Source organism: Streptomyces sp. NPDC040410, assembly GCF_055595715.1.
This window is the reverse complement of record NZ_JBVIVK010000005.1, coordinates 243205-258259: the sequence shown is the minus strand read 5'-3', so window position 1 is coordinate 258259 and position 15055 is coordinate 243205. Positions and strand designations below refer to the sequence as shown.

Below are 15055 nucleotides of genomic sequence, written 5' to 3'. Positions count from 1 at the left end.
GTGACTGTGCCTCACTCAGTCGTCGGTGGGACCGCGGCCTCCCCTGAGGTGTCCGGTCCCGGTTCCCCGTCGGTGTCCGTCTCCGTACCCTCCGTGCCCGCCGTGGCCTCGGGGTCCAGGAGGGCGCAGACGACGGTCAGCAGCTGGTCGACGTCCACCGGCTTGGGTACGTAGTCGTTGGCGCCCCGCGCGATGGACTTCTCGCGGTCCCCGGGCATCGCCTTCGCCGTGAGCGCGACGATGGGCAGGCCCGTCCAGCGCGGTGTGCGGCGGATGGCGGCGATGGTCTCGTAGCCGTCCATCTCCGGCATCATGATGTCCATCAGGACGAGTTCGACGTCCGGGTTGCGCTCCAGCGTCTCGATGCCCTCGCGGCCGTTCTCCGCGTAGAGGACGGGCATGCCGACGCGGCCCAGGACGTGGGTGAGGGCGAAGACGTTGCGGATGTCGTCGTCGACGATCAGCACCCGTCGGCCCGGCAGGACCTGCCCCGCGCGTCCCGACTTCCACGCCTCCAGCTTGGTGGGCGCGGGCCAGGAGTCGTCCGTGTCGTGAGGGGACGGGAAGGGGCCGGCGGACAGCTCGTCCGGCACCGGCAGCGGGCGGTCCTCGGGAACCGGGCCGGTCGCCGAGTGGCCGGGACTGACGACAGGGACGTACAGCGTGAAGGTGGACCCCTTGCCGGGCTCGCTCTCGGCGATGATGCGGCCGCCGAGGAGCCCCGCGATCTCCCGGCTGATGGACAGCCCGAGGCCCGTCCCGCCGTACTTGCGGTTGGTGGTGCCGTCGGCCTGCTGGAACGCCTCGAAGATCACCGGGAGTTTCTCCCGGGCGATGCCGATGCCGGTGTCGGAGACCGCGAAGGCGATCACCTCGTCGCTGTCGCGGACGTAGTGGTGCTCGGGGTCCTTGACCCGGTTGACCCGCAGCTCGACCCGGCCCGTCGCGGTGAACTTGATCGCGTTGGAGAGCAGGTTGCGCAGGATCTGCTGGAGGCGCTGCTCGTCCGAATACATCTCGCGCGGTACGTCCTCACCGACCGAGACCTCGAAGGCGAGCCCCCGGTCGAGGGTGAGCGGGCGGAAGGTGGCGTGGACGTAGTCGAGCAGCTTGATGAGGGGGAGCCGCTTGGGGCGTACGTCCATCCGGCCGGCCTCGATCTTCGACAGGTCGAGGATGTCGTTGATCAGCTGGAGCAGGTCCGAGCCGGAGCGGTGGATCGTCGTCGCGAACTGCACTTCCTGGTCGGTGAGATGGCCGTCCGGGTTGTCCGACAGCAGACGGGCCAGGATCAGCAGTGAGTTGAGCGGTGTGCGCAGCTCGTGCGACATGTTCGCCAGGAACTCCGACTTGTACTGGGAACTGGTGGCCAGCAGGGCCGCCTTCTCCTCCAGTTCGGCGTTCGAGCGCTGCAACTCGGCCTGCTGCATCTGGAGTTCGTCCGAGCGTTCCTGGAGCTGCATCGCGAGGCGCTGGGACTCGCCGAGCAGGGACTCGGTACGGGAGTTGGCGATGATCGTGTTGATCGCGACGGCGATGGTGTTCACGAACTGGTCGAAGAACGCGAGGTGTACGTCGGAGAAGCGGGAGAAGGACGCCAGCTCGATCACGCCGAGGAGCTTGTCCTCGAAGAGAATCGGGATGATGACGACACTGGTGGGCGCGGCCTCACCGAGCCCACTGTTGATCTTGATGTAGTCCGGCGGGGCCTCCTCCACCAGGATCCGCTTCTTCTCGCGCGCCGCCTGGCGCACCAGCCCGTGGACCGGCATTCCTCCGGTGTCCACCGTCGCGCCCTGCGCGGAGCCGTACCCGGCGATGAACGCGAGCCCTTTCGCGGGAACGGTTGTGCGCAGGGCCGCGCCGTCCTCGTCCGGGTCGGCCAGGAAGAACGCGCCGTACTGGGCGTTCACCAGCGGGGTCAGCTCGCGCAGGAGCAGGTCGGCGACCTCCATCAGGTCGCGGTGGCCCTGCATCAGGGCGGCGAGACGGGCCAGGTTGGACTCCAGCCAGTCCTTCGCGCGGGTGGTCTCGCGGAGGTTGGCCACCATCAGGTTGATGTTGTCCTTCAGCTCCGTGACCTCGCCCTGCGTCTCCACGGTGATCGAGCGGGACATGTCGCCCTGGGCCACCGCCGAGGCCACCTCGGCGATCGCGCGGACCTGGGTGGTCAGGTTCAGGGCGAGTTCGTTCACGTTCGTCGTCAGGCGCTTCCAGGTGCCGTACACGCCCTCGACCCGTGCCTGGCCGCCCAGTTGGCCCTCGCTGCCGACCTCTCGGGCCACACGGGTGACCTCGGAGGAGAAGGAGGACAGCGTGTCGACCATCGTGTTGATGGTGGTCTTCAGCTCAAGGATCTCGCCGCGCGCGTCCACGTCGATCTTCTTCGACAGGTCGCCCTGCGCCACTGCCGTCGCCACCTGGGCGATGTTGCGGACCTGCGAAGTGAGGTTGTCCGCCATGTAGTTGACATTGTCCGTCAGGTCACGCCAGACGCCGGAGACGCCCAGCACCTGGGCTCGGCCGCCGAGCCGACCGTCGGTGCCGACCTCGCGGGCCACGCGGGTGACCTCGTCGGCGAACGCGCGCAGCTGCTCGACCATCGTGTTGACGGTGTCCTTGAGTTCGAGGATCTCGCCGCGGGCGTCGACGGTGATCTTCTTGGACAGGTTGCCGTTGGCCACGGCCGTGGTGACCTGGGCGATGTTCCGCACCTGGGAAGTCAGGTTCAGGGCCATGAAGTTGACGTTGTCGGTGAGGTCCTTCCAGACGCCCGAGACGCCCCGCACCTGCGCCTGACCGCCGAGGTTGCCCTCCGTGCCGACCTCGCGGGCGACGCGGGTGACCTCGTCGGCGAAGGCGGAGAGCTGGTCCACCATCGTGTTGATCGTGGACTTCAGCTCCAGGATCTCGCCCTTCGCCTCCACCGTGATCTTCTTGCCGAGGTCGCCCTGGGCGACGGCGGTGGACACCAGGGCGATGTTCCGCACCTGGGAGGTCAGGTTGTCGGCCATGAAGTTGACGTTGTCGGTGAGGTCTTTCCAGACCCCGCTGACGCCCCGCACCTGGGCACGCCCGCCGAGGTTGCCCTCGGTGCCGACCTCGCGGGCGACGCGGGTGACCTCGTCGGCGAAGGCGGAGAGCTGGTCCACCATCGTGTTGATGGTCGACTTCAGCTCAAGGATCTCGCCCTGCGCGTCGACCGTGATCTTCTGGCTCAGGTCGCCGTTGGCCACGGCGGTGGTGACCTGGGCGATGTTGCGGACCTGCGACGTCAGGTTCGAGGCCATGAAGTTGACGTTGTCGGTCAGGTCCTTCCAGACCCCGCTGACACCCCGCACCTGGGCGCGGCCGCCCAACTGGCCCTCGGTGCCGACCTCGCGGGCGACACGGGTGACCTCGTCGGCGAAGGCGGAGAGCTGGTCCACCATCGTGTTCACGGTCAGTTTCAGTTCGAGCAGCTCACCGGTCGCCTCGACGGTGACCGTGCGGGTCAGGTCGCCGCGGGCCACCGCCGTGGTGACCAGGGCGATGTCCCTCACCTGGGCCGTCAGCCGGGACGCCATCGTGTTGACCGCCTCGGTCACGTCCCGCCAACTGCCCGACAGACCCTGCACCTTGGCCCGCCCGCCGAGCCGCCCCTCGGTGCCGACCTCGCGCGCGACCCGGGTCACCTCGCCGGTGAACAGCGACAGCTGGTCGACCATCTTGTTCACGGCCCGGCCCAGCCGCCGCAGATCGCCGCGTAACTGCCGGCTCCCGTCGTGCAGATCGACCCGCTGGGTCAGATCGCCGCCGGCCACCGCGTCGAGCACCCGCGTCGCGTTCGCCGCCGGTGCCACCAGGGCGTCGAGCAGCTGGTTCACGTCGTTGACCCGGGAGGTCCAGCCGCCCTGTCCCGGGCTCGCCGAGAGCCGTTCGTCGAGCCGGCCGTGCCGCACCAGCTCCCGCTTGACGCGCTGCACCTCGGAGTTGAAGTGCACGCTCCGGTCGATGACCTGGTTGAAGACCGCGGTGAGTTCGGCCACGAGCCCGTGGCTCGTCTCCGGCACCTTCGTGAAGTCGCCGTCCCGGGCGGCCGTCATCGCGGCGAGCAGGGGACGTAGATCAGATGCTCGAATCTGACCGTCTTTCTGTCCGTCTTCGAGCACACGCGTAGCACTGTTCTCACTCATGGCGGCCCACTTCGGTAACTCGGCGCTTATGGGCGTGCCCAGTCTGTCACTCTGTCGGCGTCGACTGAGGCGTATTCGTACGAACCGTTCGGGGAGCTGTCCATGGGGGCCATTCCGGCGCAACGGGAGACCGCTTCCCGTGCCTCCGATGTGCCTGAGCGCGAAGAAGCGCGATCCTCTGGCGCGCCCGCGTACGGCGATGCGCCCGCGTACGACGACGAGCCCGCGTGCGGCGATGCGCCTGCGTACGGCGACCCGCCCGCCCACGATCACGAGCCCGCCCACGATCACGAGCCCGCGTGCGGCGATGCGCCCGCGTGCGGCGACGAGCCCGCGTACGGCGACGCGCCCGCCCACGATCACGAGCCCGCGTACGGCGATGCGCCCGCGTACGGCGACGCGCCCGCCCCCGATCACGAGCCCGCGTACGGCGATGCGCCCGCGTGCGGCGACGAGCCCGCGTACGGCGACGCGCCCGCCCACGATCACGAGCCCGCGTGTGGCGACGCGCCCGCGTGCGGCGATGCGAGCGCGTACGCCGAAGTACCCCGGCGAGCCGAAGCCCACGCCACCCTGCCAGGCGGCCCACTCGCACCCGGCTCCGCCCGCGCACTCGTGCGCTCCGTGCTCGCCGAGTGGGCCGAGCACGGCCTGCCCGGCACCCAACACCTCACCGACCGGCTCACCGACGACGCCGTGGTGGCCGTCAGCGAACTCGTCACCAACGCCGTCGTGCACGCGGGCACCGACGTCGAGCTCGTCTGCCGGGTGGAGCCGGAGACCGGTGCCCTTGTCATCGAAGTCGGCGACCACCACCCCTCGCGCGCACCGCGCGGCGCCGATGCCGAAGCACCGTACGAGACACCGGAGTACGGTCGCGGACTTCGGCTCGTCGCCGCGCTGGCCGAGTCCTGGGGCATCACCTACCGCACGGGCGCGAAGACCGTGTGGGCGCGGCTGCCCGCCCAGGGCAGAGCGGCGGGCGACGCGATCGCCGCGTACGCCGGGGAGCGCGCGCTGGAGCGCGGGCTGCACGTTGCCAGAATCCTCGCCCCCGAGCCGCAGCGAGCCGAACGGGACCGTGAGTGGCTCGAGCGCGGCGCGCTGTCCTTCCTCGCCGAGGCCTCCGACCTGCTCGCCGGGCAGCTCGACGAGAACCTGGTCGCCGCGCTCGCCGGACAGCTGATCGTGCCGCGCCTCGCCGACTGGTGCGCCGTGTGGCTGGAGGACGAGGTCATGGGGAGATGGGGGTCGCCCCGCTCGACGGAGGCCGAGGGCGGCGGCTGGGGCGACGGCGGCGGGTTCACTCCCGGCCCCCGGCTCGCCCGGGTCTGGCACTGCAGCGAGAACCGCATCGAGGAACTGCGCCGGACCCTGGAGAAGGACCCGCCCTGCCCGCCCGACGGCCTACGCTCGCAGCCCGTTCCCTTCCCCTGGCCCGGCGAGGCGCTCGGCCCGCACGGAACGGACGGCTCCGCCCTCGCCTACCGGCTCGTCGCCGGCGGCCGCCCGCTGGGCACCCTGGTCATCGGACGGGCCGGGCTGCTGCGCTTCCCCGACGAGATCACCGGGCTCGTCGAGGACCTCGGCCGCCGGGTGGCGCTGGCCATCGGCGCGGCCCGGCAGTACGCCCGGCAGGCCACCATCAGCGCCGTACTGCAGCGCGGGCTGCTGCCCGGCGCCGTCGCGGAGATACCGGGCGTGCGCAGCGCCCTGGTGTACGAGCCGTGCGACAAAGGAGGGCCGAGCGGCGACTTCTACGACCTGTTCCCGGGCGGCGACGGCCGCTGGTGCTTCGCCCTCGGCGACGTCCAGGGAAAGGGCCCCGAGGCCGCGGTCGTCATCGGCCTGGCCAGGCCCTGGCTGCGGCTGCTGGCCCGCGAGGGCTACCGCGTCGCCGATGTCCTCGACCGCCTCAACCAGCTGCTCCTGGACGACGCGACGGAGGCCGCGGACGCGGCGGCCCGCGCGCTGGTGGCCGCGGGCGGCCGGCCGGTCGGGCCCGGCGACGGCCCGCAGAACCGCTTCCTCTCCCTCCTCTACGGCGAGCTCGTTCCCTTCCGCGGCGGCGTCCGCTGCACCCTCGCGTCCGCCGGGCACCCGCTGCCGCTGCTCCTCGGCGCGGGCGGTGAGGTCCTTACGGCCGCGCGGCCGCAGACCCTGCTCGGGGTCGTCGAGGACGAGACGTACGCCAGCGAGACCTTCGAGCTGCGGCCCGGCGACAGCCTCCTGTGCGTGACCGACGGGGTGACGGAGCGGCGCTCCGGCTCGCGCCAGTTCGACGACGAGGACGGCCTCGCGCAGGCGCTCGCCGGATGCGCGGGGCTGAGCGCACAGCTGATCGCGGAACGCATCCGGCGGCTGGTGCACGAGTTCGGCGGGCGTCCGCCGGAGGACGACCTGGCGCTGCTGGTGCTGCAGGCCGAGTAGGTATGCGCGGGAGCCCGGCCGAGTGGAGCTTTTCGGGAGCCTCCCGCGGGTTGCTGGACAATGGGTGGCATGCCTTCCGCACTCCCCGACGGCGAGCCCGTCCCCGCCGATGGCGGGCTTCCCGCGTCCGCGCTCGCCGGGCCGGCCGAGCGACCCCTCGGCTTCTACCTGCACGTCCCGTACTGCGCGACCCGCTGCGGCTACTGCGACTTCAACACCTACACGGCGACCGAGCTGCGCGGCACGGGCGGAGTCCTCGCCTCCCGCGACAACTACGCGGACACGGTGACCGACGAGATCCGCCTGGCCCGCAAGGTCCTCGGCGACGACCCGCGCCCGGTCCGCACGGTCTTCGTCGGCGGCGGCACGCCCACGCTGCTGGCCGCGGACGATCTCGTACGGATGCTGCGGTCGATCCGCGACGAGTTCGGGCTGGCCGAGGACGCGGAGGTCACCACCGAGGCGAACCCGGAGTCGGTGGACCCCGCCTATCTGGCGACACTGCGGGAGGGCGGCTTCAACCGGATCTCCTTCGGCATGCAGAGCGCGAAGCAGCACGTGCTGCGCGTGCTGGACCGCACGCACACGCCGGGCCGCCCGGAGGCGTGCGCGGCGGAGGCCCGGGCGGCGGGCTTCGAGCACGTCAACCTGGACCTGATCTACGGCACGCCGGGGGAGTCGGACGACGACTGGCGGGCGTCGCTGGAGGCGGCGCTCGGCGCGGGACCGGACCACGTCTCGGCGTACGCGCTCATCGTCGAGGAGGGCACGCAACTCGCCCGCCGTATCCGCCGTGGCGAGGTCCCGATGACCGACGACGACGTCCACGCCGACCGCTACCTGATAACCGAGGAGATGCTGTCGGCGGCGGGCTACGACTGGTACGAGGTGTCGAACTGGGCGACCTCCCCGGCCGGCCGCTGCCTGCACAACGAGCTGTACTGGCACGGTGCCGACTGGTGGGGCGCGGGACCGGGTGCGCACTCGCACGTGGGCGGGGTGCGGTGGTGGAACGTGAAGCATCCGGGGGCGTACGCGGCGGCGCTTGCCGCGGGGCGCTCGCCGGGTGCCGGGCGGGAAGTCCTATCGGCGGAGGACCGGCGCGTGGAGCGGATTCTGCTTGAGCTGCGGTTGCGGGACGGGGTGCCGATGAATCTCCTGCGGTCGGAGGGGCTGGCCGCGTCGCGGCGGGCGCTGGCGGACGGGCTGCTCCAGGAGGGGCCGTACGACGAGGGGCGGGCCGTGCTCACCCTGCGGGGGCGGCTGCTGGCGGACGCGGTGGTCAGGGACCTGGTCGACTGATCACTCCGACGGGGTGAATCGGAGCGGAACGTCGGTTTGGCACCGAACCTGGTTCGCAGGCTGCCGCCAAAAGGTCGCGGCGGATGTGGAGGGCCACGAGCGACTTCGGGACGTTCCCCGGAGTCAAGCCCCACCGCTATCCGTGACAAAATCGATCAGCTCCTCCACCCTTCCCAACAGCTCCGGCTCCAGGTCCTTGTAAGAGCGCACCCGCGCCAGGATCCCCTGCCAGGCCGCCCCCGTGTTCTCGGGCCACCCCAGCGCCCGGCACACCCCCGTCTTCCAGTCCTGCCCGCGCGGGATCCGCGGCCATCTCTCGATCCCCAGCGACGCCGGCTTCACCGCCTCCCAGACGTCGATGTACGGGTGGCCGACGACCAGCGCGTGCTGGCTCGTCACCGACTGCGCGATGCGCCACTCCTTCGTGCCCGGCACCAGGTGGTCCACCAGGACGCCGAGGCGGGCGTCCGGCCCCGGCGCGAAGTCGGCCACGATCGACGGCAGGTCGTCCACGCCCTCCAGGTACTCGACGACCACCCCCTCGACGCGCAGGTCGTCGCCCCACACCTTCTCGACCAGTTCGGCGTCGTGCCGGCCCTCGACGTAGATGCGCCCGGCGCGGGCCACGCGCGCGCGTGCACCGGGAACGGCCACCGAACCGGATGCCGTACGGGTCGGCCGTACCGGAGCCGACGACGGCCGGACCAGAGTCACCACCCGGCCCTCCAGGAGGAACCCGCGCGGTTCCATCGGGAACACGCGGTGCTTGCCGAAGCGGTCCTCCAGAGTCACCGTGCCCGCCTCGCAGCGGATCACCGCGCCGCAGAAGCCGGTCCCCGGTTCCTCCACCACCAGACCCGGTTCCGCCGGTACCTCGGGCACGGGCACGGGCTTCTTCCACGGCGGGGTCAGGTCCGGAGAGTACTGGCGCATTCGGATGACGATAGGAGAAGCCGCCGGGCGGCGGTCACGACACGCCGAAGCGCGCCGCCAGCTCGTCGCGCTGCGCCCGCACGAACTCCGCGTCCACCACCGCTCCGTGACCGGGCACGTACAGCGCGTCCTCGCCGCCCAGGTCGAGCAGACGGTCGAGAGCGGCGGGCCAGTGCGACGGTACGGCGTCGGGGCCCGCCTGCGGCTCGCCGGACTCCTCGGCCAGGTCGCCGCAGAAGACGACCTCCGGGGAGCCGGGGACGAGGACCACCAGGTCGTGGGCCGTGTGGCCGGGGCCCACGTTGGCCAGCAGGACCTGCCGGCCGCCGCCCAGGTCGAGGGTCCACTCGCCGGTGACGTGGTGCCGGGGCGGGGCGAGAGCGTCCGCCGCCTCGTCCGCCGCCTTCGCGTCGAGCCCCCCTCGCACCGCGTCCGCGCGCAGCTCCTCGCGGCCGCCGTGGGCGAACACCGTGTCGATGCCCACCGCGCCGAACACCTCCGCGCCCGCGAACGCCGGGGCGCCGAAGACGTGATCGAAGTGGGGGTGTGTGAGCGCGAGATGGGTCACACGGTGGTCGGCGAGCTCCTCGGCCTGCGCCCGCAGCCGGGCGCCCTCGGCGAGGCTGGACCCGGCGTCGATCATCAGCGCCGCGCCCCGGCCGACGACCAGCCCCGCCGTGCAGTCCCACCCCGGCAGCCGGCACCGCCCGACCCCGGCCGCGATCCGCTGCCACCCCAGCTCTTCCCAAGTCACCGTCATACGGCGACGCTAGCGTTGACCGTCTGTCCGGGCACGGCCACGCGGGACCGGCCTTGCCCGGGGCGTACCCCCCGGCCGTACACTGGGCCGGGGAACTCTGGCACTCGGATGGACAGAGTGCCAGGCGAGGCGCCAAGGGGACGACGACTTCTGGAGGTGAGCGCGAGATGCTGAGTGAACGCAGGCTTCAGGTGCTGCGCGCCATCGTCCAGGACTACGTCGGCACCGAGGAGCCCGTGGGCTCCAAGGCGCTCACCGAGCGGCACAGCCTCGGCGTCTCCCCGGCCACCGTCCGCAACGACATGGCGGCCCTCGAGGACGAGGGGTACATCGCGCAGCCGCACACCAGCGCCGGGCGCATCCCCACCGACAAGGGCTACCGGCTGTTCGTCGACAAGCTCGCCGGCGTCAAACCGATGACCGCGCCCGAGCGGCGCGCCATCCAGAACTTCCTCGACGGCGCCGTCGACCTCGACGACGTGGTCGCGCGGACCGTGCGGCTGCTCGCCCAGCTCACCCGGCAGGTCGCCGTGGTGCAGTACCCGTCGCTGACCCGCTCGACCGTGCGGCACGTGGAGCTCCTCTCGCTCGCCCCGGCGCGCGTGATGCTCGTGCTGATCACGGACACGGGCCGGGTCGAGCAGCGGATGGTCGACTGCCAGGCGCCTTTCGGGGAGGCCTCGCTCGCGGATCTGCGGGCGCGGCTGAACAGCAGGGTCGCGGGCCGTCGCTTCACGGACGTGCCCCGGCTGGTGGAGGATCTCCCGGAGGGCTTCGACGTCGAGGACCGGGGTACGGTCGCGACGGTGCTCTCCACCCTCCTGGAGACGCTCGTCGAGGAGAACGAGGAGCGGCTGATGATCGGCGGCACCGCCAATCTGACCCGCTTCGGACATGACTTTCCCCTCACGATCCGGCCCGTCCTGGAGGCGCTGGAGGAGCAGGTCGTGCTTCTCAAGTTGCTTGGCGAGGCGGGGGATTCGGGCATGACCGTGCGGATCGGGCACGAGAATGCCTATGAGGGACTCAACTCCACTTCCGTGGTCTCGGTCGGCTACGGTTCGGGCGGCGAGGCAGTCGCCAAGCTAGGCGTGGTCGGACCGACCCGCATGGATTACCCGGGAACGATGGGAGCGGTACGCGCAGTGGCACGGTACGTCGGACAGATCCTGGCGGAGTCGTAGGTGGCCACGGACTACTACGCCGTTCTCGGCGTGCGCCGCGACGCGTCGCAGGAAGAGATCAAGAAGGCCTTCCGGCGGCTCGCGCGCGAGCTGCACCCGGACGTCAACCCGGATCCGAAGACCCAGGAGCGGTTCAAGGAGATCAACGCCGCCTACGAGGTGCTGTCGGACCCGCAGAAGAAGCAGGTCTACGACCTCGGCGGCGACCCGCTCTCCCAGGCGGGCGGCGGGGGCGCGGGCGGCTTCGGCGCGGGCGGCTTCGGGAACTTCTCGGACATCATGGACGCGTTCTTCGGTACGGCGTCCCAGCGGGGTCCGCGCTCGCGCACGCGGCGCGGCCAGGACGCGATGATCCGGCTGGAGATCGAGCTCGACGAGGCGGCCTTCGGCACGACGAAGGACATCCAGGTCGACACGGCGATCGTCTGCTCCACCTGTAGCGGTGAGGGGGCCGCGCCGGGCACGTCCGCCCAGACGTGCGACATGTGCCGCGGGCGCGGTGAGGTGTCGCAGGTCACACGGTCCTTCCTCGGCCAGGTCATGACCTCGCGCCCCTGCCCGCAGTGCCAGGGCTTCGGCACCGTGGTCCCGACCCCGTGCCCCGAGTGCGCGGGCGACGGCAGGGTGCGGTCGCGCCGGACGCTGACCGTCAAGATCCCGGCCGGTGTCGACAACGGCACCCGCATCCAGCTCGCGGGCGAGGGCGAGGTCGGGCCCGGCGGCGGTCCCGCCGGTGACCTCTACGTCGAGATCCACGAGCTGCCGCACTCGACCTTCCAGCGGCGGGGCGACGACCTGCACTGCACGGTCACCATCCCGATGACCGCGGCGGCCCTCGGCACCAAGGTCCCGCTGGAGACCCTCGACGGCCTGGAGGAGGTCGACATCCGCCCGGGCACCCAGTCCGGCCAGTCGATCCCGCTGCACGGCCGTGGCATCACGCACCTGCGCGGCGGCGGACGCGGCGACCTGATCGTCCACGTCGAGGTCACGACCCCGACCAAGCTGGACCCCGAGCAGGAACGCCTGCTGCGCGAGCTGGCCAAGCTGCGCGGCGAGGAACGGCCGCAGGGCCAGTTCCAGCCGGGGCAGCAAGGGTTGTTCTCGCGGCTGAAGGATGCGTTCAACGGGCGCTGAGGTGCAGGGCACCCGGAGAGCCACAGCGGGCCTTGCCGGGGGGCAGCCGCCCCCAGACCGCCGCTGCCGGACTGAACGGCCTCGTCCGCAAAACGCCGGACGGGCCGGAACATGCGAACCGGCATTGGATGCCGCCGGCCTGTGCCGGGCGGAAGCCGGATTCGGACTTGTTCGGAGGACGTGACAACATGCCGTCATGTCCTCCGCACTGACCGATCTCTGTCGCCTTCCGATCGTGCAGGCCCCCATGGCGGGCGGCGTCTCCGTGCCGCAGCTCGCCGCCGCCGTGTCCGAGGCCGGCGCGCTCGGGTTCCTCGCCGCCGGGTACAAGACCGCCGACGGCATGTACCAGGAGATCAAGCAGCTGCGCGGGCTGACCGCCCGTCCCTTCGGCGTGAACCTCTTCATGCCGCAGCCCGAGTACCCCGGCGCAAGCTCCGGCGCCACCGGAGCGGCCGGCGCCGCGCCCCCTTCTGCGGCCGCCGTCGACGTCTACGCCCACCAGCTGGCCGGCGAGGCCGGCTGGTACGAGACGGAACTCGGCGACCCCGACAGCGGCCGCGACGACGGCTACGAGGCCAAGCTCGCCGTCCTGCTCGACAACCCGGTACCGGCCGTCTCCTTCCACTTCGGCGTCCCCAGCCGTGACGTCCTCGACAGCCTCCGCCGCGCCGGGTCCTTCACCCTGGTCACAGCGACCACCGCCGAGGAGGCCCTCGCCGTGCAGCGGGCGGGCGCCGACGCGGTGATCGCGCAGGGCGTGGAGGCGGGCGGACACCAGGGCACCCACCGCGACCTCCCCGAGGCGGACGGCTCCGGCATCGGACTCCTGTCGCTGATCGCCCAGGTCCGCGAGACCGTGGACCTCCCGGTCGTCGCCGCCGGCGGCATCATGCGCGGCAGCCAGATCGCCGCGGTGCTCGCCGCGGGCGCGAGCGCGGCCCAGCTCGGCACCGCGTTCCTCGCCACACCCGAGTCCGGCGCGAACGCCGTGCACAAGCGGGCCCTGACCAACCCGCTGTTCGTCCGCACGGAGCTGACCCGCGCCTTCTCCGGACGGCCCGCCCGCGGCCTGGTCAACCGCTTCATGCGCGAGCACGGCCCGTACGCGCCCGCCGCCTACCCGGAGGTTCACCACCTCACCTCGCCGCTGCGCAAGGCGGCCGCCAAGGCGGGCGACGCGCAGGGCATGGCGCTGTGGGCGGGACAGGGCCACCGCATGGCCCGCGAACTGCCCGCGGGGCAGCTGGTGGAGGTCCTGGCCGCCGAACTCGACGTCGCGAGGACAGCGTTGTCGGCATTTCCGGAGGAGGGCCAGGACCGATGACGGCTCCGGTGTTCGTGGTCGAGCACTTCCGCGCGGGCGCCGGCGGACAGTACGTCCTCGACGGCCCAGAGGGCCGGCACGCCGTCTCTGTGAAGCGGATGCGGCCCGGAGAAGCGGTCGTCCTCACGGACGGCGCCGGACGGTGGGCCGAGTGCGAGGTGGTCGCCGCCGAGGGCAAGGACCGCCTGATCGTCCACATGACCGGAGTGTCCGAGGAGCCCGAGTCCCAGCCCCGCGTCACCGTTGTGCAGGCCCTGCCCAAAGGCGACCGCGGCGAACTTGCCGTCGAGACCATGACGGAGACCGGCGTCGACACGATCGTGCCGTGGGCGGCCGCCCGCTGCATCACCCAGTGGCGGGGCGAGCGCGGGCTGAAGGCGCTCGCCAAGTGGCGCGCCACCGCACGCGAGGCCGGCAAGCAGTCGCGCCGGGTGCGCTTCCCGGAGGTCGCGGACGCGGCAACGAGCAAGCAGGTTGCCGCACTTCTCGCCAAAGCCGACTTCGCCGCCGTGTTGCACGAGGACCGGGAGTACGGAAGCGAACCGCTCGCGACTGCGGAACTCCCCGCCTCGGGCGAGATCGTGCTGGTCGTGGGGCCCGAAGGCGGTGTCTCACCGGAGGAGTTGGCGCTGTTCGGCCAGGCCGGTGCGAAGGCGTTCCGGCTCGGTCCCACCGTGCTGCGCACATCGACCGCCGGCACGGCGGCGACGGCCCTGTTGCTCGGCCGTACCGGCCGCTGGTCCTGACAGCCGGTCCTCGACCCGTTCCGAACACCTGGGGTACACCTTGGAACTCGCACAGGTACGTCTGCTCGTCACCGACTTCGCCGCCTGCTACCGCTTCTACGCCGAAGTCCTCGGCCTCAAGCCGCAGTCGGGGGCGCAGGACGGGCCGTACGAGAAGTTCAGTCCCGCCACCGGATCGGCCGGCATCGCCCTGCAGGACCGGGCGATGATGGCCGGGATACTGGGCGAACTGGGTGACGAGGCCAGCGGGCACCGCTCCCTGGTGGTGCTCCGCGTGGACGACCTGGACGCCTACTGCGAGCACATCACCTCCCGCGGCGCGACCCTCCTGCACGGTCCCGCCCCCATGACGGACCGCATGCGCGTGGCCCACCTCAAGGACCCCGAGGGCAACGTGGTGGAGCTCCAGGAGTGGCTGCTGCTGCGGGTCTGACGGCAGGGCGCACACTGGCGTGCGGGTGGCCGTATGCGCACTACCGCGACGGGCGGGTCAGTGGCAGGCTGCCCTCCATGGGGGCCTTGAGGCGGGTTTGGCGCCGGCGCCGCGGGCGGCGGGTGGCGGGAGCGGCCGTGCTCGCGGCGGTCGCCGCGGTCGGGGCGGTCGCCTGTGATCCGAACGGGCTGGGTTCCGCGAGCGTGGCGTTCACGACCGACCAGACCGCGACCAGGAAGCTGCAGCGGGAGCATGTGAACGTGCGCTGGCTGACCTGCACGGCCTCGTACGACGACAGGTCTTCTTCCTCGGCGCCCTCGGCGACCGAGAACACCGTCGCCAAGGTCGACTGCCGGGGGAAGACGGACGACGGGCAGGACATCACCGTCAACGGCAGGGTCACGCGCGCGGTCAACGGCGCGTGCGTGCGCGGCGACCTCACCGCCAAGGTGGGCGGCAGGGTCGTGTTCCATGTGAACGGGCTCGGCAACTGCAACTCAAGGACGACCCCGCCGGTCAACAACCCAGGGCAGCCCGGGCCCACGGCCACGGTGACCGTCACCAAGACCATCTGGTGCCAGGTCGACCCCCAGTGCCGGCCCGTCGAGGGCAAGTGATCGGTTTGCCT

The 15055-nt window shown here is 71.7% G+C and carries 11 protein-coding genes; 8 read left to right on the top strand and 3 right to left on the bottom strand.

Features of this window, described 5'->3' with window-relative positions; all coding sequences use genetic code 11:
• Window positions 1-11: 11 nt before the first annotated feature.
• Complete coding sequence (locus ACZ562_RS13430; RefSeq protein WP_471177872.1) at window positions 12-4175, bottom strand: HAMP domain-containing protein; 4164 nt, start codon at window positions 4173-4175, stop codon at window positions 12-14.
• A gap of 615 nt (window positions 4176-4790) precedes the next feature.
• Between ACZ562_RS13430 and ACZ562_RS13425 the strand changes: the two genes are divergently transcribed.
• Window positions 4791-6605, top strand: a complete 1815-nt coding sequence (locus tag ACZ562_RS13425) for a SpoIIE family protein phosphatase (protein ID WP_471177500.1) — start codon at window positions 4791-4793, stop codon at window positions 6603-6605.
• Window positions 6606-6674: 69 nt separating this feature from the next.
• A complete protein-coding gene (hemW, locus tag ACZ562_RS13420; protein WP_471177498.1) occupies window positions 6675-7907 on the top strand; it encodes a radical SAM family heme chaperone HemW in 1233 nt (410 codons plus the stop codon).
• 123 nt (window positions 7908-8030) lie between these two features.
• Here hemW and ACZ562_RS13415 read toward each other — a convergent pair whose 3' ends face one another.
• Window positions 8031-8840: a DUF3097 domain-containing protein gene (locus tag ACZ562_RS13415; RefSeq protein ID WP_471177496.1), complete on the bottom strand. Its 810-nt coding sequence runs from the start codon at window positions 8838-8840 to the stop codon at window positions 8031-8033.
• A 34-nt stretch (window positions 8841-8874) separates the two neighbouring features.
• Window positions 8875-9600, bottom strand: a complete 726-nt coding sequence (locus ACZ562_RS13410) for an MBL fold metallo-hydrolase (protein WP_471177493.1) — start codon at window positions 9598-9600, stop codon at window positions 8875-8877.
• 167 nt (window positions 9601-9767) lie between these two features.
• Here ACZ562_RS13410 and hrcA point away from each other — a divergent pair, with 167 nt between their 5' ends.
• The 6 genes from hrcA (at window position 9768) to ACZ562_RS13380 (ending at window position 15044) form a co-directional block, all read left to right on the top strand.
• Window positions 9768-10784 carry a heat-inducible transcriptional repressor HrcA gene (gene hrcA, locus ACZ562_RS13405; protein ID WP_471177491.1) on the top strand — a complete coding sequence of 339 codons (1017 nt, stop codon included), beginning with the start codon at window positions 9768-9770 and terminating at the stop codon, window positions 10782-10784.
• On the top strand, window positions 10785-11921 hold the full coding sequence (gene dnaJ, locus ACZ562_RS13400; RefSeq protein WP_471177488.1) for a molecular chaperone DnaJ: 1137 nt from the start codon (window positions 10785-10787) through the stop codon (window positions 11919-11921).
• Between the two features lie 196 nt (window positions 11922-12117).
• Window positions 12118-13248 carry a nitronate monooxygenase gene (locus ACZ562_RS13395; RefSeq protein ID WP_471177485.1) on the top strand — a complete coding sequence of 377 codons (1131 nt, stop codon included), beginning with the start codon at window positions 12118-12120 and terminating at the stop codon, window positions 13246-13248.
• Complete coding sequence (locus ACZ562_RS13390; RefSeq protein WP_471177483.1) at window positions 13245-13994, top strand: 16S rRNA (uracil(1498)-N(3))-methyltransferase; 750 nt, start codon at window positions 13245-13247, stop codon at window positions 13992-13994. Before ACZ562_RS13395 ends, ACZ562_RS13390 begins: the two co-directional genes overlap by 4 nt.
• Before the next feature lie 40 nt (window positions 13995-14034).
• The gene (locus tag ACZ562_RS13385; RefSeq protein ID WP_471177480.1) at window positions 14035-14427 is read left to right on the top strand and encodes a VOC family protein; all 393 of its coding nucleotides are present in this window, start codon (window positions 14035-14037) and stop codon (window positions 14425-14427) included.
• Between the two features lie 77 nt (window positions 14428-14504).
• On the top strand, window positions 14505-15044 hold the full coding sequence (locus ACZ562_RS13380; RefSeq protein ID WP_471177478.1) for a hypothetical protein: 540 nt from the start codon (window positions 14505-14507) through the stop codon (window positions 15042-15044).
• Window positions 15045-15055: the final 11 nt, after the last annotated feature.

Excerpts from the sequence above, each read along its gene's own strand:
- hemW (WP_471177498.1), top strand. The coding sequence starts at position 6,675 with ATGCCTTCCGCACTCCCCGACGGCGAGCCCGTCCCCGCCGATGGCGGG.
- ACZ562_RS13390 (WP_471177483.1), top strand. The coding sequence starts at position 13,245 with ATGACGGCTCCGGTGTTCGTGGTCGAGCACTTCCGCGCGGGCGCCGGC.
- ACZ562_RS13380 (WP_471177478.1), top strand. The coding sequence starts at position 14,505 with ATGGGGGCCTTGAGGCGGGTTTGGCGCCGGCGCCGCGGGCGGCGGGTG.
- ACZ562_RS13430 (WP_471177872.1), bottom strand. The coding sequence starts at position 4,175 with ATGAGTGAGAACAGTGCTACGCGTGTGCTCGAAGACGGACAGAAAGAC.
- ACZ562_RS13395 (WP_471177485.1), top strand. The coding sequence starts at position 12,118 with ATGTCCTCCGCACTGACCGATCTCTGTCGCCTTCCGATCGTGCAGGCC.
- ACZ562_RS13415 (WP_471177496.1), bottom strand. The coding sequence starts at position 8,840 with ATGCGCCAGTACTCTCCGGACCTGACCCCGCCGTGGAAGAAGCCCGTG.
- ACZ562_RS13410 (WP_471177493.1), bottom strand. The coding sequence starts at position 9,600 with ATGACGGTGACTTGGGAAGAGCTGGGGTGGCAGCGGATCGCGGCCGGG.
- hrcA (WP_471177491.1), top strand. The coding sequence starts at position 9,768 with ATGCTGAGTGAACGCAGGCTTCAGGTGCTGCGCGCCATCGTCCAGGAC.